We start from the raw sequence: 23,411 nt of genomic DNA, 5'->3' as shown, positions 1-23,411 counted from the left end.
CATCGAACACGACGCCGGGCAGCTATCGGTCAGCGCCCTCACGGGCGGCTGCCATGCCGCCGGGAAAACCGATCTCGGCCGGGGCCTCGACTTGGCTCTGGAGCACCCAGCCGAGCTGCCCGTGCCGGTCCCAGATGGCCGTGTGCGTGCCGGCCAGGCCCTGCGCAGTGCCGACGGTGGCCGCGTCGAAGTAGAACCACTCCCCCAGCGGGACGCGCAGGAGCTGCAACGTCACGTCGGTGTTGATGTATGCGCCGCCCGACGGCGAGAAATCCCAGCCGATGGCAGCGCCGAGGTCGGCCAGCGTCGCGATCTGGACCAGCGGCGACGTGGCCTCTCCCGCCATGAGCGGGTGGTCCAAGCGCAGCCATGTGCGGCCGGGGCCCGGTTCCTCGGTGGAGCCGCCCACGAATCGCAGGTCGACAGCGTCGGCATTGAAGCCGGGTCGGGGGTAGTCGATGTCGGGATTCGCTCCGGGGTCAGCTCGTTCCGCGGGGATCGGCGGCAGCGAGCGCCCGTTGCTCAGCGACCCGGACGCCGGGATCGGCGAGGATTCGGTCACGTCGAGATCGTCGATACGCATGCTGTCGACGCTCGACGACCCCGCCGTCCCAAGCGTGGGGGTGAGCCACTGTGAGGTGGCACGCGCCATCAGGCGGCCGCTCCCCCGCTCTGCATCCCGGGCCGGCGCGGCCCGCACCTCGGCATCGACGAGCGCCGTCCGCTTGCCGCCCTTCACCGTGGTCGCTGCCACCTCGTAGCTCGCCATCGGCATCCCCGAGAGGATCTCCACCGTCAGCCGGCTGCACACCTGAGCGATGCCGAGCCGTTGCTGCTCGCGCTCGACCGTCCAGCCCAGCACGCCGCAGATGGCGCCGCCATGCATGACGTGGTGAGCCCACGGGCCGCGCGTCAGCTCGGTCGCGCGCACGCCGCCGGGTTCTGAGATGAACAGCGCCGGGGGCATCGGGCCGGTCGCCGTCTCGCCACGGCTGCGGTGTGCGGCGGTGCTGTCGTCGGAGGTGATGTTCGCCACGGCGACAAGCTAGATGGCAGGATGTCCGCCGACTACGACATGCGAAACCGGGCCGATCTGCAGCGGGTGAAGGAGTTCGCCAACATCCGGCAGTTCCCCGACGACATGATGGCTGCGTTCAAGGAAGAGACCGAGAACGTGCTCGATGCATTGGCGTCCGAAGATGCCCGCTTTGCCGCGATCCTGGGCCCGTGGCGGCAATTCCGTGACGGCATCGCCGAGTGGCACGGCTTGGCCGAGCGTTCCTTCCTGGATCAGCAGACGCAGATTTAGCAGCCCGATTCGCCGAGCGGCTCAGCCGCGTAGGGTGCCGCTGTGCATCCGTTCAGATTCGGTGTCCAGTACGGCAAGCCGGAGAACCCGGCCGCGTTCCGCGAGACGGCTCGCAAGGTGGAGGACTTGGGCTATTCGTCCCTGTTCTGTCACGACCATTTCTGGGACAGTTGGTCGCCGATCGTGCATCCCGCGGTCGTGGCGGAGATCACCACCACGCTGCGGGTGGGGACGCTGGTTTTTGCGGCCGACTACCGCCACCCCGCCGTGCTGGCGAAGGATTTCGCCACTTTGGATCTGCTGGCCGAGGGCCGCACCGAGTTCGGCATCGGCGCCGGCTGGCTGACCGAGGACTATGTGCAGGCTGGCATACCGCTGGACCGACCCGGGGTGCGCATCGACCGCATGATCGAGGCCTTGGAGGTCATCAAGGGACTGTGGAGCGGCGAGCCCCTGCACTACGACGGCGAGCACTACCAGATCTCCGGCATGGTCGGGCGGCCGCTGCCCCATACGCCGGGCGGGCCGCCGGTCATCATCGGGGGCGGTGGCCGCCGAGTGCTGACCGAGGCGGCGCGCCTTGCCGACATCATCAGCCTGAACCCGAATCTGCGCTCGGGCACCGTGGGCCCCGATGCGGCGCGCAGCTCGGTGGCGGCCAAGTTCGCGCAGCGGCACCAGTGGATTGCCGATGCTGCCGGCGACCGATTCGCTGACATCGAGATCCAGCTCAACACGTTCATGGCGCTGGTGACCGACGACGCAGACAGCATCCTTGCCGAGTTCGCACCGGGTTTCGGGTTGACGCCGCAGGAGGCCCGCGAGGTGCCGTTGGTGCTGGCCGGCACGGTCGACGACATCTGCGAGCAGCTGCATCACCACCGTGAGGCGTACGGCGCCAGCTATATCGTGATCCACGACCCTGAGGTCGATGCAATGGCCCCGGTGGTGGCACGTCTGGCCGGCACCTGAGCCCGTCAGCGGGAGCGGCGCACCCGACGCAGCTGCACTGCCACAATGCATCCATGACTGCTACGCATGAAGATTCCGTACCGGAAAATGAGGGTGATGTGACCCGCGACGTGCGCGAGGCTCACCGGCGCAGCCACCGGCTGCCGTCCCTACGTCCTGTGCGAAGAAAGAGGCCTCCTGTGGGCGCCACGCATGCCACCGTTACCGTCAAGAACCCAGCAGCACGCGATCGTGCCTGGCAGTCCGAATTCCTGGTGGACACCGGCGCCATAGATTCGCTGGTGCCGCGCCGACACCTCGAGGCCATCGGCATCGAGCCGATCAGCTCTCGCACCTACGAACTGGCGGACGGCAGCCGGATGCCATACGACGTCGGGCTTGCCGAGTTCGAAGTCATGGGTGAGACCGTCGGCGGCATGGTGGTGTTCGTCGACGACGACGTCGAACCGCTGTTGGGCCTCACTGCGCTGGAGTCAGCAGGCATCGAAGTGGACCCACGCAACCAGCAGCTCAAGCGCCTGTCCGCCGTGCGACTCAAGGCACTCGCCGCCCACTGAGTTCCGCTCGGTCGCATCACATCTCCCACAAGCCATCCGGCGGCTCCCGCGGGCGGACTCGAGGTCGCCGGTGACGGGGCCGCCCGGCCGCCGACCCCAACTTCGTGCCTGTCACACCGGGTGCGTAGTGTCGCCCCCGTGACCGATCCCGTCGCTGAAGCGACAGCCGAGCCTTCCGAAAGTGGCGGCGGGTTGGCGGCGGTCGGCGTCGCGTTCGGGGCCGAGGCGCGTGAGGCACTCGCCGATTTCGTGACGCGGGCCAAGTCCGACGATCCGCTTGCGGCGGTCACGGTGGTGGTGCCGTCGAACTACACGGGGCTGTCGCTGCGACGTGAGTTGGGCGCTCGCCGTGGCGGTGTCGCCGTGCTCGAGACGCTCACCATCTCCGAACTAGCCGACCGCCTCGGTGGTTCGTCGTTGCAGCGCGGCGGGCGGCGGCCGTTGAGCGACATGGGTGTCGCAGCGGCCGTGCGTATCGCACTCGGCGAAGATCCTGGTCCGTTCGGACCTGTCGCCCAACATCATCAGACCGCTCGTGCCCTCGGTCGTACCTACCTGGAGATGCGCGATCTGTCGGCGTCCCAGCTCGACGACGTTTCCGGCGTGTCACTGAGGGCCGCCGGAGTGGTGGACATCTGCAGGCGAGTGCGGGCGTCACTGCGGAACGACTGGTATGACGAATTCGACCTCATGTCCGCCGCCGCGGAGCAACTCGGCTCGCTCAACGCCCTTCCTCCCACGCTCGGGCGCATGTGCGTGTACGTGCCACGGCGGCTGAACCAGCACGAGGGGCGGCTGCTGCGTGCGCTCGGTCGAGCAGCGACAGATGCGCCGGTCGAAGTGATCGTCGGAATCACCGGCAACGACAGCGCAGACGCGGTGGCGAGGGGCAACTGCAAGCGTCTCGGCCTTGAGCCGCCGGTCCTCGACGGACTGCGCCGTGTCGAGCTGCGCCCCATGTCCTGCGGTGATCGGATCGTGAGCGTCTCCGATGCCGACACCGAAGCCCGCACGGTGGTGCGCGAGGTGCTTGCCGACCTCGACGCTGGCGTCCCGCCGGGCAGGATCGCAGTGTTCTTCGGTGCGAGCGAGCCGTATGGCCGCACGCTCGAAGATCAGTTTGAAGCCGCTGGCGTCGCCACATACGGCAACACCGCCCGGACGCTTGCCGAATCGATCTACGGCCGATTCGCGCTGGGCCTCGCCGCGCTCGCCGATTCCCATCTCGAGGCGCCTCGCCTCGAGCGCCGAGACGTCTTCGACTTGCTCGCCGGCGCGCAGGTTCCCCAGCAACGCCTCGGCGAGCGCGACATCGAAGTGGCCGCCGACCGCCGGTTCTTCGTGCCCGACTCTGCATGGGAGCGTCTCGCTCGGGCTGCCCATGTCGTCGGCGGCAACGATTGGTCGTCGCGGCTCGGGCGCTATGCCGCAGAGAAGCGTGAGCACGCTGCGCTGGAGCGATCCGGTGACGATCCCAGCCTCTCCCGCTGCCGGTGGTTCGAGCACGAAGCCGATGAGTGCGACGCAGCCTCTGCGTTCATGGCAGAGATGCGTGAATGCCTCATGGACGGCCGCAGACGGCACACCTGGCGAAGCCTGTGCGGCTGGATGCAGTCATCGCTGCATCGCTACCTGGGTGCGGTAGGCCAGGCACGGTGGGTTCAGGACTGGCCCGAGTGGGAGATCACCGCAGCAGAACGTGTCGAGGGCGTGCTCGAACGACTCTCCGACCTTGGCGCTATCGAGCCACGCGTCGGCTTCGACACCATGTACCAAGCGCTGGAGGCCGAACTTGCGCAGCCGCACGGCCGCAGCGGAACCGAGGGCAAGGGCGTCTATGTCGGCCCGCTCGCCGGCGCACTCGATGTCACCCCCGACCGGAGCTACATCGTCGGGATGGCCGAAGGCATCGTCCCCCCACGGCCCCAGCCAGACAGTCTCGTCAACGACGACGAGCGGCGGTCATTGGGCGGCGCGCTCGCGCTGCATGCCGACGACTCAGCCGAGCACCACCTGACCCTGCTCGCTGCGATTGCCGCCACCCGTGAACGCTGCACCCTGCTGGCACCGCGGGGGAACCTGCGCCGCAATGCCGACTACGTGCCCTCCCGCTGGCTCGCAGACACGGCGCGCCGCCTCGATGTCACTCGGCGCTACTTCGCCGACGGCTACCTCGACGCGGAGAATCTGCGCGCGGCTGCGCTCGACGACACGGTGCCTGGCATCGTCGAGCAGCCGTCGTTTGCGGGCGCCGTGCGCTCGTGCGAGTTCCCTGCCATGCCGTGGGAATACGACTCCGCAAGCCTCCTGGCGACGAGCCGTGCCGAGCTGGGCCGGCGGAAGCATCCGATGTTCGCCGACCCGGCGTTCCGTTACGGCGTCGAGCTCTCGGCTGCCCGGCACAGCGCGGCGTTCACGCGCTTTGACGGCAATCTCTCGGGCGTCATCGACAGCGACAGTGCCGTGGCCGCTGTCGTGTCCCCGACGCGGCTCGAAGCTTGGGCGACGTGCCCGCGCAAGTACTTGTTCGAGCAGCTCCTCGAGGTGAGCGCCATCACCGAGCCCGAGCAGATTCTCCGCCTCGGTGCGCTCGAGCGTGGCAGCTTGATCCACGAGGCGATCGATCGCTTCTACCGGCCGCTCATCGCAAACCGCGACGCGTGGGCGTCGCAACAGCCGATGCCTGCTGCGGGGGCGGGTCGACCCCCGCCGGGGCCGAGGCGCTCCCCCACCGACGAGGATCGCGACGAGCTCGTCCGGCTGGGCCGCGAGCTGGCCGATGATGCCGAACAGCGCGGGCTGGCCGGCCTGCCGCTGCTGTGGCAACGAGACCGCGAGACCCTGCTCGCTGATCTCGGCGAACTGCTCGATCGCGACGGCCAGCGCGACTCGCACTCACGCGGCGACATCGAGAGCTCGGAATTCCGCTTCGGCTTCGACGACTCCGCGCCGGCCGTTTCCTATCGCCTCGATGACGGCAGCGAGATCCATTTCCGGGGAATCATCGACCGCGTCGAGCGCACCGACGACGGCCGCCTCGTCGTCATCGACTACAAGACCGGCGGCGCCGACAGTTACAAGGGCATCGTCAAGCGCGGCGGGGCCGACCCGACGCTCGCGGGCACCAAGCTGCAGTTGCCGGTGTACGCGCTTGCCGCAGCTGCACACTTCGGATCGCGAGACCCGAACGCCGGAGCGGTGCTGAGCGCCTACTGGTTCGTCTCGTCGGAGCGGGGGCGCTGGCACTGGCTCGAGCTGCCGGTTGACGACGCGGTCATGGCCCGCTTCGCCGAGGTGGTCGGCACCATCGTGGCGGGTATCCGCAGCGGTGTATTCGTCGGCTTCGCTCGCCCCGGCGACGACCGCCTCCCGTACTGCGTGTGCCCCTATTGCGATCCCGACGGGCTCGGCACCGCCGACGTGCAGCACTCATGGCGTCTCAAGCGCAGCGATCCGGCGTTGGCGGCCTTCGCGGAGCTTGTCGAGCCCGCCGAGGTGACGTCGTGAACGCGCCGCAGGCCGTCGCTGCATCGCAGCAGCAAGCCGACCAAGCCGACCGCGACCGGGTGTACCGGCAGACCGGAACCACCATGTTCGTCGAAGCGGGCGCCGGCACCGGCAAGACCACTGCGCTGGTGAATCGGATGCTCGAACTCGTCACCGGGCCCGGCGCGGCGGCGATCGGCTCGATTGCCGCGATCACCTTCACCGACAAGGCCGCCGCTGAACTGCGCAACAGGGTCCGCGCCAGGCTGAACGAGCGCCTCGCGTCAGCCTCGAACGAGCACGACAAGGCGAAGCTGACCGGCGTGCTCGACGGGCTCGACAGCGCCGCCATCTCCACGCTGCACGGATTCGCTCGACGGATTCTCGCTGAGCACCCCATCGAGGCCGGGCTGCCTCCCCGCTTCGAGGCGCTCGACCAGATTTCGAGCGACGTCGAGTTCGACGAACGATGGCATCGCTTCATCGACGAGCTGCTGTCCGACGTCGACATCGCCTGGGCTGTCGGTCTCGTCGACGCCGCGGGCGTCGGCCCCGGCTCGCTCCGTGACATCGGCGCGGCGTTCAATGCGAATTGGGACCGGGTGTGCGCAGCCGATGCGGCGCCGCGAGCAGTGCCTGTCGATGCGAACGGCATCATCGGGCAGGGAATGGCGCTGCTGAAATGGCGGCATCCGGCGAGGGACTTCTCAGCGAAGGCCGCGGAGCTGCTGGGCAAGCTCGACGACTATCTGGCACGCCTGCGTGCAGCGACCACCGACGTCGAGCGGTTCGCCGTGCTGAACGAGTCCAACCTCGACGGCCGCGGCGTGCCGAAGGGCGGCGGGGTCTTCCGGGGCGCCGACTGGGCGCCGATGCGCGAGGGTCTCGTCGAGCTGCGAGAGCGATGCGCTGCCACGGCCACCGACGTCATCGACAACGCGATCGCAGCCATGTGCGACCGGATCGCCCGCTTCACCCTGGAGGCAGCCGGCCAGCGACGAGCAGCGGGGCGCTTGGAGTTCCATGACTTGCTGGTGCGGGCGCGCGACCTGCTGCGCACCTCACCCGAGGCGCGTGCATCGCTGCACCGCCGGTATCGCCACCTGATGCTCGACGAGTTCCAGGACACCGACCCGATCCAGATCGAGATCGCCGCGCTCATCGCCGCCGACGAGCATGGCGGCCCGACCGATCCGGCAAGCACCGTCGAGCGCCACCAGGTCGGCGACGAGACCATCGACGACGATGCAGTCAGCGACCGCTCGGGCAACCACGCCTACGAGCCGCCCAGGGCGGGATGGAACCAGCTCGACACAGAACCCGGTCAGCTGTTCTTCGTCGGCGATCCGAAGCAGTCGATCTATCGCTTCCGTCGAGCCGACATCGAGCTGTACCGCGATGCACAGCATCGATTCGGCGCCGAGATCGGCGAGTCGGCCAGCCTGCGAGTCAACTTCCGATCAACAGCCTCGATCATGACGTGGGTCAACGCGGTATTCGGCTCGCTGATGGTCGATGACGACGACGGGCATCACGATGAGGGGGGCGGCGACGCCGACCGCGCTGGCGATGACGGCAACAGCGTCCGCGCCGCACGCCGCCTGCAAGCCCCCTATGCGGCGTTGACGCCAAGCCGAGCCGACATCGGCACAGGGCCGGCAGTCACCGTGCTCGGACGTGACGCGCACGACAAGAAGGAGTCGGGCCTCAACGCCGAAGGCATCCGAACCGTCGAGGCCGCAGATGTCGCCGACGTCATCTGCGAGATCATCCACGACGGCTGGGACGTGCATGACCGTCACCTCAACCGCACCAGACCGGCACGCCTCGGCGACATAGCGATCCTGGTGCCGACCCGCACGTGCCTGCCCCAGCTCGAAGCTGGTCTCTCGGCAGCGTCGGTGCCGTACCGGCTCGAAGCGTCCGAGTTCGTCTGGCGCAGCCGCACCGTGCGAGACCTGATGATGTGCCTGCGGGCCGCGGCAGACCCCGACGACGCCCTCGCGGTAGTCAGCGCGCTGCGGACCCCCATGTACGGATGCGGCGACGACGACCTCTACGCCTACTACCGAGCCATCGGGTCGTGGAGCTACTTCGCTCCCGAGGCCACCTCGTCGCTCCACGGCGAGCACCATCGGGTCGCGTCGGCACTGATTCACCTCCGCGCGCTGTACGACGAACACTCGCTGACCGCTCCCTCAGTGCTGCTCGAGCGGCTCGTGCGCGAGCGTCGTGTCTTCGAGCAGGCCGCCGCCGGGCCACGCACTCGTGATGTCTGGCGGCATGTGCGCTACGTGATCGACCAAGCACGCGCCTGGTCGGAGAGCCAGCACGGCGGTCTTCGCAAGTTCCTGCGCTGGGTCGAGATGCAAGGCGCCGAAAGCGCCAAGGTTACTGAGGCGATCCTGCCCGAGTCCGACGACGACTCAGTCCGGGTCATGACGGTGCATGCGTCGAAGGGCCTGCAGTTTCCAGTGGTGATCGTCGCCGGCCTGCAAGGCAACGGTGCAAGCCCGGCCGCCACGCGAGCGGTCTTCGTCGATGAACGCTCAGGCAAGGTCTCGACGAGCCGATACGGCGGCGCGGCGGCAGTGCGCTTGCGCAAGGGCGCGGAAACCGTGACCTTTGCCGCCTGGGCCGAAGCTGAACGATGGGCAGAGCACTGCGAACGGATCCGGCTGCTGTATGTGGCTTGCACGCGGGCCTGCGACCGCCTTGTCGTCTCACTGCACCGCGAGGCCCCGCCTCAGGAGGGCGAGCCGTTCAATCGAAGCCACGCGCAGGTCATCGCCGACGCCATGGCGACAGTCGACGGTGTCGGAGGCGATGCGGCTGCGGCCGAACAGTGGGACTTGCGCGACGGCCGCGGCCGCGATGCTGTGCCCCCCGCACTGAGAACGCACAGCGCTCAGCCTCGCTATGTCGAACATCTCGGCCGAACTGAATGGCTGGATCGACGCGACCGGGCTGCGGCGTCATCACAGCGACGGCCCACGCTGAGCGCGACCGGCGTTGCGCACGTTGCGACCGGCGCTGCCGCAATCGACGATCCAGAATCACAGGCGGGCGTCACGAGCGCCCGTGACGCGCGCGGCTTGCAGGCACTTGCCGCCGTCGAACCGATCCTCGAACCTCCGCGGGCGCCGAACAAAGGCACACCCGACGACCATCTCGGCGGCGGCCGCGCGCCGGTGCGGCGCGGTCGGGGTGCGACTGCCACCGGCAAGGCCGTGCATGGCGTACTGCAGTCGATCGACCTGGGTAGCGGCAACGGGCTCGGACCGCTCGCAGCAGCGCAGGCGGTCGCCGAAGGCATCGCCGGCCGCCAAGACGTCATCGAGGCATTCGTGCGCTCAGCGCTCGCGAGTGACGAGGTTCGCGACGCGGCGCGCACGCGTCACTGGAAGGAGGTGTACGTCGCCGCGCCGCTCGACGATGCTGCTATGGGTTGGGTTGGCGGTTCCGACGGTGGCGGCGGCGAGGTGTACGTCGCTGCGCCGCTCAGCGATGCCGATGCGGCGGCGCCCCCGACCGTCGTCGAGGGTTTCGTCGACCTGATGTACGAGGACCGGGCGACGGGCGGTCTTGTCGTGGTCGACTACAAGACCGATGCGCTCGGGGCGATGCCCGACGCTGACAGCGAACGTGCCCAGCAGTACCGCCAGCAGTGCGCTGCGTACGCCTGGTGCCTCGCCCGCGCCGCCGGCAAACCGGTGAGCCGCGTCGTGCTGCTGTACCTGCGACAAGACGGTTCGCCCGCCACTGCCGACTCGCTCGCCGGCGATGCCCTGCGTGCCGCCGTCGATGCAGTGGGCGGGATCGCCGCCGAACGGTCGGATGTGACCCGCACGTAGGGGATCAGTCCGCCGTTGTTTGTCGATGCAGTGGGCGAGGTCGCAGCCGAACGCTCGGGGCAGTCAGTCTGAGGTTCAGCCCGGTGCAGTCAGCCCCATGTGCGCGGCGGGGTTGTTGTCCAGCGCCCCTCCCACTTGTTGTCCTCGGTCAGCCGAGCGCGCGGGGTGGGGGCTGGTAGCCGCCGGTGAGCTCGCCGATGCGGCGTGCGAGTGCCATCGTGGTGCGGTCGCCACCGTAGGGGCCGACCACTTGGAATCCGACCGGCAGTCCTTGGGGCGTCAGGCCCAGCGGCGGCACCGTGGCGGGCAGGTACGACATGCCGGTCAGGATCGTCCAGCGCGTCATCTCGATGTAGGGCCGCTCGACGCCATTTGCGGGGAGGCGACGCTCGGCGAACGTGCCTTCGGGCATGTGGTCGAAGGGATGGTGGAAGCTCACCGGCATGAGGATCGCGTCGTAGCCGGTGAAGAACTCCGCCCACTTGCGGCGGCATTCTTCCCGCGCCAGGTGGTTCTCGAGCCACTCGCGATGGCTTGGCCCCTCGCTCCGGCCCGCCAATGCCATCGCCGCGCGCACCAGCCGCATACCGGTCTCCCACGCCGGCAGCGGATCGATGTCGGGCCTGGCTTCGTGGTCGACGTGCACGCCGCTGCCTTCAAGTGCTTCCACGGCCGCTCTCATCACGCCCAGCACATCGCCGTCGACCGGGCAGTACTCGTCGTCGAGCCATGCGGCGACACGAAGCGGCCGCACGTCATCGGGCCCCGGCGGAAGCTGCGGCGCCCAGGGCGCCTCGCGGCGCAGCAGCACATCGAACAACAGCTCCAGGTCGTCGCAGCTGCGCGTGAGCGGACCGAAGACGTTGATGTCCGGCTCAGTGGTGCCGCCACGCACGTGATCCAGATAGCCGGTGGTGGGGATCAGCCCGAAGCTCGGCTTGTGACCCCAGATGCCGTTGTACGAGGCCGGGAAGCGGATCGAGCCGCCGATGTCGGTGCCGATCTCGAAGCTGGTGAACCCCATCGCCGCGGCCGCGGCCGCGCCACCCGAGGAGCCGCCGGGCACCTTCGAGAGGTCCCAAGGATTGCTGGTGGTGCCGAACAGGTCGTTGAACGATTGGTTGTCTGCAGACCAGCGCGGCAAATTCGTCTTGCCGATCACGATCGCCCCCGCGGCACGGCAGGCAGCTACCACGGCCGCATCGGTGTCGGGAATGTTGCCGGTCAGCTCGCGTGCCCCGCCGGTGGAACGGATCCCCGCAGTCATCAGGGCGTCCTTGGCCGTGAACGGGACGCCGTGCAAGGGCCCGAGCGCGTCGCCGCGGGCTTGCGCGGCATCCGCGGCTGCGGCGCGCCCGAGCGCGCCCTCGAAATCGCGCGTCACCACGGCATTGATGTCGCCGTCGAGCCGCTCAATGCGGTCGATGACGTGGGCAGTCAACTCGCGGCTCGACAGCTCTCCCGCCGCGATGGCTGCGGCTTGTTGCTTCGCACTCCTCAGTCCGAGGTCATCGTGCGCCATCTCGTCCCCCATTTCCCAGCCGCTGCCGCGGCCCGATGCTGCGCCGACGTTAGTTCTGACGCCGCAGTCCCATGCTGGTCCGAGCGGCGCAATCGTGTCCCAGAGCGCCGAGGCGTCTACGAGGCTGAGCCGATAGGCGAAGCCGTGGCCGGAGCGGCCCGTGAGCGACTGCCAACAAGAGCGGGAAACAACTGGTGCGACAGCGGGAAGGTTTGCCTATCGGCGAGGCGTCTACGCGACGATCTGCCGGTACGCATCGACGACAGGTGCAAGCTCGGCTGGGGTTGCGCCGTGCATCAAGACGGCATCGCCGCCGAGGTCGATCTGGCGTTTGACGGCTGCGGCGCACTCAGCGGGCGTCCCGGTCGCCATGGCGGCCAGCCATTCGACGGGCAGCAGCGTGCCGATGTGCTCCAGCTCCGCGACGGTGGAGGTGCCATCGATCGGAGCGAGGAACCGCGAGACCACCGAATCGGCGCGGAACCGCTCCAGCACCTCTGGGTCCCAGCGATTCACACGCACGAGAACGTCGCCGTAGTACTGCAGATAGGTGGCCAAGCGGCCGACGGTCTTGCGCAGCCGCAATTCGTACGGCACGTCGTCGCTCACCACGACGAAGCACGACCACACGCTCACCTCACCCGGATCGCGGCCGGCCTCGCTGGCCGCCGTCTTGGCCGCATCCACCGAGCGCACCAAGGTCTCGTCGGAATAGAACGGGTGCAAGATGACGTCGTCGAAGCAGCGACCGCCGAGCGCCAGCGTCTGGGGGCCCATCGCCCCGAGCGCCAGCGGCAAGTGCTCGTCGAGCGTCTGGTCGAGCAGCAGGATCGGCACGCGCCCGGTCGGGCCGTCGTAATCGCCGATGATCTCGCCCCGGAACAGCCGGCGCATCACCAAGGCAAAATCCTCCAGCTGCGTCGTGGTGACCGGCTTGAGGCCCATGATCTCCTGCGCCACAGCAACGCCACGCCCGAAGCCCATCGTGAAGCGCCCGCCTGCCAGGCTCTGCACGGTCAGCGCGAGGCCCGCAGTCAGCGTCGGATGGCGGGTATTGATGTTGGTCACTCCCAGCGTGATGCCGATGGAATCGGTCACCGCGGCAGCAGCGCCACAGACAGCACCCGCCTCCTTGCGATTGGGTCGCTCTCCCAGGAAGGCTCGCCCGAGCCCCATCGCTTCGGCCGCCCGGACCTCCGCGACGGCATCGGATGAGTCCTGTGCGTCGCCGGGCAGCAGGTAGAAGCCCAGCTCGGGGAATTCTTGCGTGTTGCTCGCACTGTCGGACATCGGGGTCACACTAGGAGGCTGAGCCGATAGGCGAAGCCGTGGCCCGAGCGGCCCGTGAGCGCCGAGTCAATGGAAATCGGGAACAAGAGCGGGAAACGATTGGTGCGACGACGGAAGGGTCCACCTATTGGTGCTTCCTCCAGGACCGCTGCGCTGGTGACTTGAAGCTCTTGTGGGGCGCTGGACACTGTGCCGCCGGCCCGACGGTGCAGCTCCTATTCGGCGCGCTGAATGACGAACAGCGTCTGCTCGGGCTTGCCGACAACGACGGCGAGATGCTCGCCCGCCCATCCGACCTCGCCGTTCGCCTGCTCCACATCGAGGATCGGGCAGACCTCCCAGCTCTGATCGCCGTGCTTCAGCATCGCCATGCCAGCGGACACCTCGACGGTCGTATCCACATCGAGCATCGTCGTGCGGTGCAGCTCGACCGAGAGCGCCTCGTCCTCAGCGCTGCGGGCGGGGGTGAGCTCGCGTGCCGCCACCGTGTAGCGGGGATCGGAGACATGTGCCCATGACAGGTCCGAGCGCTGCGCGACTGCACCTAGGGCGTCATCGCTGGCGACGCTCGGCCAGTGCGTGCCGAAGTCGGGCTCGAAGGACGCAACGAGCCAACTCTGGCGCTGGACCTCGTCGAGCTCGGCGAGCTCTGCCACAACTTCGACGGCCTCGGGGATCAGTTCGGACGAGCCCGGGGCGTCGGCGCAGCCTTCGTTGATCCGCAGACGCTCCGTTCGCTCTACCTCGATCGCCCGGTCGGTGACCCGCAGTCGCGCATGGACCAACTCGGAATCCACGATCCGCGGGGTCTCGTCGTCGATGCGCGTGTAGCTCCAGCCGTCCGCGGCCTGAACGCCGACGATATGTTCGACGACGCATGCCCGCGGCCGGACGACGCCCAGGATTGCAATGCGTTCAGGGCCCGACAGGTCCACGGCCACCACTTCGATGTCGTCGGGAATGCCGACCGAGTGCCACGCCGACCCGTCGTAGGCGTACCAGTCGTCGGCCGCTCGGGCGACCGCGAGCCCGCCGCTGAACGAGTAACGCATGTCTGCGCCCTCGGCCGATGCCGGGGGCGCCACCACCGACACCGTCTGAGCAAAGACGGCGCCCTGCGAGCCGCTTGAGGGTGCAACTGCCCCGCCGGACTCATCGGACTCGCCGAACTCGCCGTGGTCATCTGAGTCTGGGTGGTCTTCGACGCTCATCTCCTCATCGGCCATGGCCACCATCGCGACCTGCTCGTCGAAGGACTCGTCGTCGCTCATCTCCTCGTCGCTCATCTCCTCGTCAAGACTGGAATCCACCGCCTCGACAGCAGACTCCATGGATTCAGGCTGCGATTCGCCCGCCGTGCCGGCCGGAAGCGCTGCGTCCGCTGGGGACTCGGTCGCCACCGAATCGGAGAATTCGTCGACGCCCCCGTCTCGGAAGGTCACGATGCCGACCGCCGCGACTGCTGCGAGGGCACAGGCGCCCACGCTGCCGCGAACCGCGCTGCGCCGGCGTCGCAACTGGCCCGCTCGCGCCTGCACGCCTGCGAGCGAGCCGGCGCCCACCGGCATCGACGCCCCCGCGCTGCGGAGACGGTCGCGGAGGCGATCTTCGGTCGTCACGTCGCCTCGCCTCCACCCGGCGCCGATTCCAGCACCTCGCGCAGCTGGTCGAGCCCCCGGCTGAGCCTGCTCTTCACCGTGCCTTCGGCGATTCCGAGTGCGTCCGCCGTTTCGGAGACCGACCAATCCCAGTAGAAGCGGGCCACGATCACTGCACGGTGAGCATCGTTGAGCGTCTCCAGCGCACGCTCGAGGTCGAGATCGCTCGTCCGGTCCTCGGCGGCATACGGCTGAGCCAGCAGAGGCCGCCGTTCTCGTTCACGCCGGACGCGTCGCAGCCATGATCGGGCCCAATTCAGGCCGACGCGGAACACCCAGCCCTGCGGGTTCGCATAGGCGCTCACCTGCCCCCAACGCTGGCATGCCCGGGCGAACGCCTCATCGGCTGCTTCGGCGCCCAGCGCGCCATCGCGCAGTGCCAGCCCGAGGGCTCGCGCCATCTCGTCGCGGTGAGCAGAGTAGAAGTCCTCAAACCGGAGAGCCACCGCATCGACGGCCGCTGCGCTCGAAGGTGCGCCGTCAGCGGTGCTCAACGTCGACCCCGTGCGGACCGCGCCCGAGCCAGTCGTTCCCGAACCCGCGAGCGAGGAATCCGTCCGCGCTGCATGGAACCGCAGGTCCAAGTTCATCAACGCCAGATCGATCAGCGCATTGGGCGTGCCGGCCATTCAGAGTCCCCACGAAGGCTGCCTGTCCCTGCAGACTCCGGCTGGACGGTTTCGGTTCCATGAGAATCGCCGCATGAGCGTCGTGGCCGACGGTCACTGCTGTCAACGTGCGTTCTTCTCGGCCGCGAACGCATCCTCGATGAGCACTCCCGCTTCGCGCATCGCCTCGATCTCTGCACGCCCGGCCCCCAGCCACTCCGCCAGCACCTCGCCGTTGTGCTCGCCGAGGTGAGGCGCCAGCGCCTCAGCCGTGACGCCGGAGGCTGCCGAGGTCTGCGCGGAAGCGCCCGAGAACCGGTACGGCGTCTGGGTCACCCGGCGCGTACCGCCGTCGCGGGCAGCGATCTCGACCGATGAGCCGCGATGCAGCGCCGTCGGCGAGGTGTGTGCCTCCGCGGTCGTTCGAATATCTCCCCACGCCAGATTCGCCGCGTCGAGGGCCGCCAGCATCTGTGCACGGGTCTCGAACGAACTCAGGAACGCGTTGATCGCGTCGCTGCGGCACGCCCGCTTCGTCGCGATGTCCGCATCAGGGGGCGACGGGTCCGCGAGCCCATGAGTTTCGCTCAGCTGCCGCCAGATCCAGCGGAAATCGCCGGCGGTCAACACCGGCCCGCCGACGCCGTCCCACACCAGCCCGCCTTGGGACGTGTAGCTCCCGCCGTCGAGCCCGCTCTGGCTTCCCTCGTCGGTCGCCAGGAACGCTTCGAGCATCGCAATGTCGATGTGCTGGCCGTGCCCAGTGGTCTCGGCGACACGCAGCGCTGCGAGAACTCCGATGGATCCGTGCAGTGCTGCGTTGGTGTCGGCCACGGCCAGGTACGGCTCTTGGAGCGGCTGCCGGTGTATGCGGGCGGTGCGAGCCATCCAGCCCGACTCGCCGTGCAGCACCGCCGCATAGGCGGCCCGCTGCGAATCGGGCCCCTCCTGTCCGAAACCGCTGATCGACAGCATCACCAGCGCCGGGTTCACCTGGCACAGCTCGGCAAAGGACAGGCCGTGGCGCGCCATGACACCGGGCCGGAAGTTCTCGACGAGGACATGGGCGTGAGCGACAAGCCGCTTCACCGTCTCGGGCCCGCCGGGGGCACGCAGGTCGATGCAGACGTTGCGCTTGCCGACGTTCTGCTGGGTGTAGAAGCCGGCGAGCCCGGCCCGGTTGACGCCCCACAGCCGCGAGATGTCGCCCTCGGGCGGCTCCACCTTCACGACGTCGGCGCCGAGGTCGCTGAGAATCCTCCCAGCGAACGGACCTGCCAGAACGCGGCTCATGTCGACCACGCGGATGCCTGCCAGCGGTCTCATCTGTGACTGCTCCGGTGGGCGGCGTGCTGCGTGAGGCCGGTGTTCACGTCGGGAGCTCTCGACTCGGCAGTGCTCAACTCGACCACTCTCCATCCGCCAGTCCTCAACGAGGCCGGTCGCCGGCGATCGTCACCCGGAGCATGTGGCGGCGCTGCCCGTGGTAGTCGTTCAGCGCATAATGCTGGACGCTGCGGTTGTCCCACATGGTCAGCGTTCCCGGTTCCCAGCGGACCCGGCAGGTGAACTGCTCTCTGACCGCGTGGTGCCACAGCATTTCGAGCAGTGCCTTGGACTCGTGGCGGCGCATGCCCGAGACGGCCTCGGTGAACGCCCGATTCACATACAGCGCCTTCGCGCCGGTCTCAGGGTGGGTCCGCACGACCGGGTGCGTCAGCTGCGCGTGCGCTTCGTCGGATACCTGCACCTTCATCGAGCTGCGCTCGCCGCCGTACCGGTCCGAATCGCCTCGGCGCCCGTACTGACGAGCTGCCGAGTGCACGGCGTCGAGACTCTCGGCGAAACGCTTCATCGTGTCGGACAGCCCCAGGTAGGCAGCCTGCTGGTTGGCGAACAGCGTGTCCCCGCCGAAGCTCGGCACCTCCACTGCGTACAGCGCCGTCGCCATCGGGGGGCACTCCAGGAACGACATCTCCGAATGCCATCCACCGCCGAAATTCACGGTCTCATGGGGCTCTTTGATGACCGGCACCACCTCGGGCTCAGCGGCGGTGCCGCCGAGGTAGGGGTGGCGCTCCAGTTCCCCGAAGCGACGGCCGAAGCGAGCCACATCACCGGCTTCCATCTGCTGATCGCGCAGCACGACCACGTGATAGGCACACATTGCTTCGCGGATCGCCCCAACATGCGCCTCATCCATGCTGTTGACGTCGAGCGCTCTGCCGCCCGCCGCTTGCAGCTCGGCGCCCAGCGCACCCGCGAGCGGCCGAACGTCGAGCAGTTCCGGCGCTGCGCCCTTCGGCTGCACTGGGACCGGCACCCGACCGGACCGCTGTGAGTGTTGTGCTGTGGTCATCGTCATGGTCCGTCAGTCGCTTCCTGGCTGTGCACTGCGGGTCAATCGACTGGCCGTTCGGATCCCCCGACCGCTGATCGCCGGCTGGTCAAACCCTCAGCCCTTCGGCCCGCGTGCCCTTTCGTCAGTCTGGCGTTCATGCAGCGGCATCGGGGCCATCCGCGCCTGCCAGCGGGTCCGCGGCCCGCAGGCGCCGCGCCACTTCCCCCGCCGCCAGTATCGCCTCGTTGGGGTCGGGACCGCACGGTGTCATGTTCACGTGTCGGCAACCCGCTGCAAGATACGGCAGGAAGAACTCCACGATGTCATCGACGGTGCCGTACGGCGTGTACTTCTCGAATGCCTTGAACGGCACGCGGTAGAAGCGTTCGAGCTCGGGGGCGACGCACGCCGCGGCCTCCTCGCGGTTGTCGCCGATGCCCACCCACAGCTGGATGCCATGGTCCCCGACGTCGGGGGCCGCACCCGGAACCGCTCGCTGCGTCGCTGCCGTCTCCGCATAGAGGCGCAGCGCCGCCTGGTAGTGCTCGACGGTGCACCAGATGCCCAGCCAGCCGTCGGCAAAACGGCCGGCGCGGCGGATGGCGGCATCGGAGCGCCCGCCGACGTAAGTCGGGATGGGCGGGTCGGGCACCGGGATGATGCGTGCCTGTGACATCGAGAAGAACTCGCCGTGGTGATCGACCGTCTCGCCGCCCAGCAGTCGCAGCACGATCTCGAGCGACTCGTCGGTGCGCCGGCCTCGGGTGCGGGGATCGACGCCGCACACTTCGACCTCATGGCGGTCGTCGCCGCCGATGCCGACGCCGAAGCTGATGCGCCCAGGCGCCATCTCGGCCAGGTTCGCGAGCTGGCGGGCAACAGGAACCGGGTGACGCAGCGGCAGCAGGTACACGCCGAGATACACGCCCAGGCTCGGGTGGAGGTTGGCAAGTGCCGCTGCGGTGACCATGCCGTCATTGCCGTGCCCGACGCGGAAACTGACATGGTCGGCGAAGAACATGGCGTCGATGCCTGCGTCGGCGACCAGCTCCACCATGCGGCGGCGCTCGTCCCACGGGCGCGACCACAGCTTCACATCAGGCGTGACCCCGACCCGGATGGGCGGTACGGCGGGGTGCTCTGGCGAACTCATGCGGGCGATCTCATAAGAGAAGGCGCGGATAGGTGCGCCTTCCCGTTGTCGCACCAATTGTTCCCCGCTCTTGTTCCCAATTTCCATTGACTCGGCGCTCACGGGCCGCTCGGGCCACGGCTTCGCCTATCGGCTCAGCCTCTGAGGGAGCGCTCATGGGTTGTTCCTCCGATCAGCGGCCGAGGCGCCAGGCACATCCCAGAGCACCGGCAAGTGCTTGAAGCCGTGCTGGAAGTTCGACAGCAGGCGCTCTGGCCGCTTGGCCGGATCCAGCCGCAGGTTCGGCAGGCGCCACAGCGCTTCGGTGAACATGGCGGACATCTGACGGCGCGCCAAGTGCGCACCCAGGCAGAAGTGCGGGCCGGCCCCGAAGGTGAGGTGGTCGTTCGGGCTGCGCTCGATGTCGAACCGGTCGGGCTCGGCGAATACGGCGGGGTCGCGGTTGGCCGCCACATGGAACACCACCACCTTGTCGCCGGCGTGCACCTTGCGCCCGCCCAGTTCGACGTCACGGGTCGCCGTGCGTCGAAAATGCACCACCGGCGGGATGAATCGCAGCATCTCCTCGATGGCGCCGGGCAGCAAGTCGGGCTCGGCGAGCAGCTTCGCGAGCTGGTCGGGGTGCTGCAACAGCGCCCACAGGCCACCGGGCATGCCGTTGCGCAGCGTCTCGTTGCCAGCCACGGCGAAGAGGAAGAACATGGTCTCGAACTCTTCGTTGGTGATGCCGCCCTCGGCGTCGTCGGCCGCCAGCAGAATCGAGACCACGTCGGGGCCCGGGTCGGCCCGCTTGTAGGTCGCCAGGTCGTGCGCGTAGGCGTACATGTCTGCAAGACCTTCGCGGGAGCGGGGGTCGGGCATGCGACCGTCGGGCCCAGGACGAATCTGGGCTCGCACCTCCAACGAGCGCTGGGCCATCTGCGTTCCCGTCGCCGGATCGAACGCGTCAGAGACCGCATACTCGGCGTCCTGGTAGCCGATTACCCGGTTGGACCAGTCGAACAGCAGCATCCGGTCCTGCGTCGGCACGCCCATGATGTCGGCGAGCGTCAGCAGCGGCAGCTCGGCGGAGACTTCCTTGGCGAAGTCGGCCCTGCCCCGGTCGACGACCGCGCTGACGAGTTCTTCGGCACGAGCCGAGATCGTGGCCTCCAGCGAGGCCACCGCACTCGGTGTGAACGAGCGCATGAGCAGGCGCCGCAGCCTCGTGTGCTGGGGCGGGTCCTGGTTGAGCATCATCCGCTGGACGAATTCGAGCATTGCAGCCGTCTGGGGATCGCGAATCTGCGTCCCGCCGAGGTGGGACGAGAACGTCGCCGGATCGCGCAGCACCCGGTTCATCAGCTCGTGGGTGAGCACCGCCCAGAAGCCGGGCCCAGCCTCCCAGCCCATGAGCTCAGGTTCGGGCACCCACTGGACCGGGGCGTGTGCGCGCAGATCGGCGATCAACCCATGGGGCACACCGTCAACAAAGGTGCGCGGGTCGAACAGCGGTGTCGGGTCCGGGCTCGACTCACTCCGGGACTCGAGTCCGGTATCTGCGCCGACGGCGGGCATGGCACTCAGCCTGCCATCTCCTGCCGCGGTGCCCCCGCGGCGGGAGTCGCGTCGCCTGCCGGCGCAGCTACAGCGGGATGCTCGGCGTCTGTGCCGGGCCTTGACGCTGGGTCGCCGTCGATGGTCGGCTGATCGTCTGCGGTCGCGCCCATGCCGACCCTGCTCGCTGGGCCAGAACGTGAGCTGTCGTCGCGGCGCGGCGGTTCCGGGGGCCTGGCGAGGATGAAGAAGATCATGCCGAGTGCCGTCATTGCCGACAGCACGACGAAAGCGAGCACGTAGCTGCCGGTCATGTCGGCGATCCAGCCGGCGACCAGCGGCCCCAGCACCGTGCCGGTCAGCACGATCATCGAGCTGATGCCCATGATCGTGGCGAACGACGACGAGCCGAAGTAGTCCGCCCGCAGCGCCTGCATCAGCGGGCCCCGCGCCCCCCACGCGAGCCCGTGCAGCACCACGAACAGCACCACCACCGCCACGTTGGGCGACCAGGCCAGCAGCAGCAGGCCGCCCGCGTGGCCGCACATTGCCACCGATGCGATGAGCCGCTTGTTGATGCGGTCTCCGAGATAGCCGCCGAGGGCCATGCCGCCGAGTTGAACGAACGGGAGCGACGCTGCCACGAAGCTGGCTTGTTGCAGCGAGTAGCCCCTCTCTGAGGTCAGAAAGAGCTGCAGGTGCGCCATCACGACGCCGACCACGAACAACGCGCTCATGTGCCCGAACGAGATCATCCAGAACGCCCGCGTGCGCAGCGCTTCCGACGCCGTGAAGTGGACGTCGCTGACGCCTTCGGCACGCACTGTCGTGCCACCGGCGACGACATGGGCCCCGCCGTCGATCTCCTGTCCGTAGTCCTCGGGCCGCCCTTCGAGGTACTTGGCCAGCCACCACGCCGCTGCGGCCCCGCCCAGTCCTGCGACGGTTGCGGTCGTCCGCCAGCCGAAGTACGAGAACGACAGCACGATCAGCGGCACGCACATGCCGCCGATTCCCAAGCCCATGCCGGCGACCGACAGCGCCCTGGCTCGCAGCCGCTCGAACCAGCGCACGATCGAGACGGTCACAGTCACGAAGCCGCAGAAGCTCGAGCCCACGGCAATGAGCATGAACGCCGCGTAGAACTGCCACAGCGAGTGGACCTGTCCGAAGAAGACGAAACCCGCTGCCATGAAGACCGAACCAGTGCGGGCGATGGCGCGTGGGCCGAATCGGTCGAGCAGCCAGCCCTGCGCAGGCCCGAGCAGCGCGGTCTCGGCCCGGTTCATCGCTACCGCGCCCGACAGAGCGGTCTTGCTCCAGCCGAATTCCCGCTGCAGCTCGACCAGATACGAGCCCGACGCGTGCATGAACAGGGCCGACTGCAGGCCCTGCATCATTCCTCCCGCACCCACCACCTTCCATCCGCGGAAGGCGGTGCTGCGTTTGGACATCGGTACATCCTGCCCGCTGTGGCGCGCCGCGCGTCGGGAAAGTGCCCACTGCGGCTCGATCCGCCGATCCTCCCGCCTCTGCGTCGCGCCGTGCGTCGGGAACGTGCTCCGACGGGCGCTGATCTACAGTTGACTGCTCGCCGTCGCCTCGCAGGTGAGCCTCTCGGCTGACCGACAATGGCGCCGCCACGGGCACCGACACGGAGACGTGAAGATGACAACGCTCATCAAGGGAGGCACCGTTGTCAGCTCGACCGGAGCGGATGCGGCCGAGGTGCTCATCGACGGTGAGCAGATCGCTGCCGTTCTGCAACCCGGCAGCGACATCGCCGTGGCCGCCGAGCAGGGCGCCGAGGTGGTCGACGCCTCCGGGCGCCTGGTGGTGCCCGGCGGGGTGGACGTGCACACCCACATGTCGCTGCCCTTCGGCGGCACCTACGCCTCGGACAGCTTCGAGACAGGCACGCAGGCGGCGGCTTGGGGCGGCACCACGACCATCGTCGATTTCGCCACCCAGACCTACGGCGAGAATGTGCGGGCGTGCTTCGACGCGCGCATGGCCGAAGCTGAGGGCAACTGTGCCATCGACTACGGCATGCACATGATCCTCGGCGGCGTCGATGGCGACGCGCTGGCCGAGATGGATCCCCTGGTCGACGAGGGTGTCACCAGCTTCAAGCTGTTCATGGCCTACCCGGGCGTTCTGTACTCAGACGACGGCCTGATCCTGCGGGCCATGCAGCAGGCGGCCGGCAACGGCGGGCTGATCATGATGCACGCCGAGAACGGCCTGGCCATCGACGTGCTCGCTGCACAGGCTTTCGAGCGGGGCGAGACCGCTCCGGTCAATCACGGCTATGTGCGGCGCAAGGAACTCGAGTCCGAAGCCACCCATCGGGCCATCCAGCTCGCCAAGGTGGGTGCAGCGCCGCTGTACATCGTTCACCTCTCGGCCGCCGAGGCCCTCGAGCAGGTGGCGCTGGCGCGCGACACCGGCATGAACGTGTTCGCCGAGACCTGCCCGCAGTACCTGCACTTCAGCCTGGAAGAGCACCTCGCCCGGCCCGGTTTCGAGGGCGCGGCCTACGTGTGCTCGACACCGCTCCGCTCTCGTGAGGAGGGCCACCAGGACGCCCTGTGGAAGGGGCTGCGCACCAACGACCTGGCCGTCGTGTCCACCGACCACTGCCCGTTCTGCATGAAGGAGCAAAAGGAGCTGGGGCTCAACGATTTCCGGGCGATTCCCAATGGCATCGGCGGCGTGGAGCACCGCATGGACATGATCTTCCAGGGCGTGGTCACCGGCGAGATCGGGCTCGCTCGCTGGGTGGAACTGTGCGCCACAACCCCGGCCCGCATGATGGGCCTGTACCCCCGCAAGGGGATCATCGCGGCCGGCTCGGACGCCGACGTCGTGATCTATGACCCCGAGCATCGTTGGACCATCAGCGCCGACGATCACCACATGAACATCGACCACTCCGCCTACGAGGGGATCGAGGTGACCGGCCACGTCGACACGGTGTTCTCGCGGGGCCGCAAGATCATCGACGGCGCCCGGTACCTGGGCCGCGCGGGCGACGGCCGGTACCTGCGCAGGGGTCTGTGCCAGTACTTGCAATAGGAGACGACGCCAGGCCCAGCTCGACCACACGCAGCTCCCGCCGGACG

General features: G+C 68.4%; 16 protein-coding genes. 6 read left to right on the top strand and 10 right to left on the bottom strand.

Annotated features, from left to right (window positions below):
• Positions 1–22: 22 nt before the first annotated feature.
• Positions 23–1,036, bottom strand: coding sequence for an acyl-CoA thioesterase domain-containing protein (locus ACOGJB_RS16065; RefSeq protein WP_419838100.1), 1,014 nt, complete (start codon positions 1,034–1,036; stop codon positions 23–25).
• 21 nt (positions 1,037–1,057) lie between these two features.
• On the opposite strand from ACOGJB_RS16065, the gene ACOGJB_RS16060 reads away from it, so the two are divergent.
• From ACOGJB_RS16060 to ACOGJB_RS16040, 5 genes are all read left to right on the top strand, one after another.
• Entirely contained in the window at positions 1,058–1,309 is a 252-nt protein-coding gene (locus ACOGJB_RS16060; RefSeq protein ID WP_419838099.1) for a hypothetical protein, read from the top strand.
• 42 nt (positions 1,310–1,351) lie between these two features.
• Complete coding sequence (locus tag ACOGJB_RS16055) at positions 1,352–2,281, top strand: TIGR03621 family F420-dependent LLM class oxidoreductase (RefSeq protein WP_419838098.1); 930 nt, start codon at positions 1,352–1,354, stop codon at positions 2,279–2,281.
• A gap of 179 nt (positions 2,282–2,460) precedes the next feature.
• Positions 2,461–2,838 (top strand): clan AA aspartic protease, encoded by a 378-nt coding sequence (locus ACOGJB_RS16050; protein ID WP_419838097.1) that lies wholly within the window; start codon positions 2,461–2,463, stop codon positions 2,836–2,838.
• A gap of 138 nt (positions 2,839–2,976) precedes the next feature.
• On the top strand, positions 2,977–6,345 hold the full coding sequence (locus ACOGJB_RS16045) for a PD-(D/E)XK nuclease family protein (RefSeq protein ID WP_419838096.1): 3,369 nt from the start codon (positions 2,977–2,979) through the stop codon (positions 6,343–6,345).
• A complete protein-coding gene (locus ACOGJB_RS16040) occupies positions 6,342–10,178 on the top strand; it encodes a UvrD-helicase domain-containing protein (protein WP_419838095.1) in 3,837 nt (1,278 codons plus the stop codon). Before ACOGJB_RS16045 ends, ACOGJB_RS16040 begins: the two co-directional genes overlap by 4 nt.
• Positions 10,179–10,326: 148 nt before the next feature.
• Here the strand turns inward: ACOGJB_RS16040 and ACOGJB_RS16035 are convergent, their stop codons facing one another.
• From ACOGJB_RS16035 to ACOGJB_RS15995, 9 genes are all read right to left on the bottom strand, one after another.
• Complete coding sequence (locus ACOGJB_RS16035) at positions 10,327–11,700, bottom strand: amidase family protein (protein ID WP_419838094.1); 1,374 nt, start codon at positions 11,698–11,700, stop codon at positions 10,327–10,329.
• 231 nt (positions 11,701–11,931) lie between these two features.
• Positions 11,932–12,990 carry a TIGR03857 family LLM class F420-dependent oxidoreductase gene (locus ACOGJB_RS16030; protein WP_419838093.1) on the bottom strand — a complete coding sequence of 353 codons (1,059 nt, stop codon included), beginning with the start codon at positions 12,988–12,990 and terminating at the stop codon, positions 11,932–11,934.
• Between the two features lie 215 nt (positions 12,991–13,205).
• Positions 13,206–14,609 carry a hypothetical protein gene (locus tag ACOGJB_RS16025; RefSeq protein ID WP_419838092.1) on the bottom strand — a complete coding sequence of 468 codons (1,404 nt, stop codon included), beginning with the start codon at positions 14,607–14,609 and terminating at the stop codon, positions 13,206–13,208.
• The gene (locus tag ACOGJB_RS16020; protein WP_419838091.1) at positions 14,606–15,277 is read right to left on the bottom strand and encodes an RNA polymerase sigma factor; all 672 of its coding nucleotides are present in this window, start codon (positions 15,275–15,277) and stop codon (positions 14,606–14,608) included. The genes ACOGJB_RS16025 and ACOGJB_RS16020 overlap by 4 nt, the downstream gene beginning before the upstream one ends.
• 102 nt (positions 15,278–15,379) lie before the next feature.
• Complete coding sequence (locus ACOGJB_RS16015) at positions 15,380–16,582, bottom strand: CaiB/BaiF CoA transferase family protein (protein WP_419838090.1); 1,203 nt, start codon at positions 16,580–16,582, stop codon at positions 15,380–15,382.
• Positions 16,583–16,685: 103 nt separating this feature from the next.
• Positions 16,686–17,615 carry a TauD/TfdA dioxygenase family protein gene (locus ACOGJB_RS16010; RefSeq protein ID WP_419838089.1) on the bottom strand — a complete coding sequence of 310 codons (930 nt, stop codon included), beginning with the start codon at positions 17,613–17,615 and terminating at the stop codon, positions 16,686–16,688.
• A gap of 136 nt (positions 17,616–17,751) precedes the next feature.
• On the bottom strand, positions 17,752–18,750 hold the full coding sequence (locus ACOGJB_RS16005) for an LLM class flavin-dependent oxidoreductase (RefSeq protein ID WP_419838088.1): 999 nt from the start codon (positions 18,748–18,750) through the stop codon (positions 17,752–17,754).
• A gap of 153 nt (positions 18,751–18,903) precedes the next feature.
• Positions 18,904–20,307: a cytochrome P450 gene (locus ACOGJB_RS16000; protein WP_419838087.1), complete on the bottom strand. Its 1,404-nt coding sequence runs from the start codon at positions 20,305–20,307 to the stop codon at positions 18,904–18,906.
• Positions 20,308–20,312: 5 nt separating this feature from the next.
• Positions 20,313–21,740: an MFS transporter gene (locus tag ACOGJB_RS15995; protein ID WP_419838086.1), complete on the bottom strand. Its 1,428-nt coding sequence runs from the start codon at positions 21,738–21,740 to the stop codon at positions 20,313–20,315.
• Between the two features lie 214 nt (positions 21,741–21,954).
• On the opposite strand from ACOGJB_RS15995, the gene hydA reads away from it, so the two are divergent.
• Positions 21,955–23,364, top strand: a complete 1,410-nt coding sequence (gene hydA, locus ACOGJB_RS15990; RefSeq protein WP_419838085.1) for a dihydropyrimidinase — start codon at positions 21,955–21,957, stop codon at positions 23,362–23,364.
• The last annotated feature ends 47 nt before the right edge of the window (positions 23,365–23,411 follow it).

The organism is Candidatus Poriferisodalis sp. (assembly GCF_965208895.1).
GTDB lineage: Bacteria > Actinomycetota > Acidimicrobiia > Acidimicrobiales > Poriferisodalaceae > Poriferisodalis.
Note: the sequence above shows the minus strand (reverse complement) of the source record. Positions and strands in the feature narration are given on the sequence as shown.

What these genes read in the sequence shown, in the direction of transcription:
- ACOGJB_RS16060 (WP_419838099.1), top strand. Translation starts at nt 1,058, where the DNA reads ATGTCCGCCGACTACGACATGCGAAACCGGGCCGATCTGCAGCGGGTG.
- ACOGJB_RS16035 (WP_419838094.1), bottom strand. Translation starts at nt 11,700, where the DNA reads ATGGCGCACGATGACCTCGGACTGAGGAGTGCGAAGCAACAAGCCGCA.
- ACOGJB_RS16030 (WP_419838093.1), bottom strand. Translation starts at nt 12,990, where the DNA reads ATGTCCGACAGTGCGAGCAACACGCAAGAATTCCCCGAGCTGGGCTTC.
- ACOGJB_RS16020 (WP_419838091.1), bottom strand. Translation starts at nt 15,277, where the DNA reads ATGGCCGGCACGCCCAATGCGCTGATCGATCTGGCGTTGATGAACTTG.
- ACOGJB_RS16015 (WP_419838090.1), bottom strand. Translation starts at nt 16,582, where the DNA reads ATGAGACCGCTGGCAGGCATCCGCGTGGTCGACATGAGCCGCGTTCTG.
- ACOGJB_RS16010 (WP_419838089.1), bottom strand. Translation starts at nt 17,615, where the DNA reads ATGACCACAGCACAACACTCACAGCGGTCCGGTCGGGTGCCGGTCCCA.
- ACOGJB_RS16005 (WP_419838088.1), bottom strand. Translation starts at nt 18,750, where the DNA reads ATGAGTTCGCCAGAGCACCCCGCCGTACCGCCCATCCGGGTCGGGGTC.
- ACOGJB_RS16000 (WP_419838087.1), bottom strand. Translation starts at nt 20,307, where the DNA reads ATGCCCGCCGTCGGCGCAGATACCGGACTCGAGTCCCGGAGTGAGTCG.
- ACOGJB_RS15995 (WP_419838086.1), bottom strand. Translation starts at nt 21,740, where the DNA reads ATGTCCAAACGCAGCACCGCCTTCCGCGGATGGAAGGTGGTGGGTGCG.
- hydA (WP_419838085.1), top strand. Translation starts at nt 21,955, where the DNA reads ATGACAACGCTCATCAAGGGAGGCACCGTTGTCAGCTCGACCGGAGCG.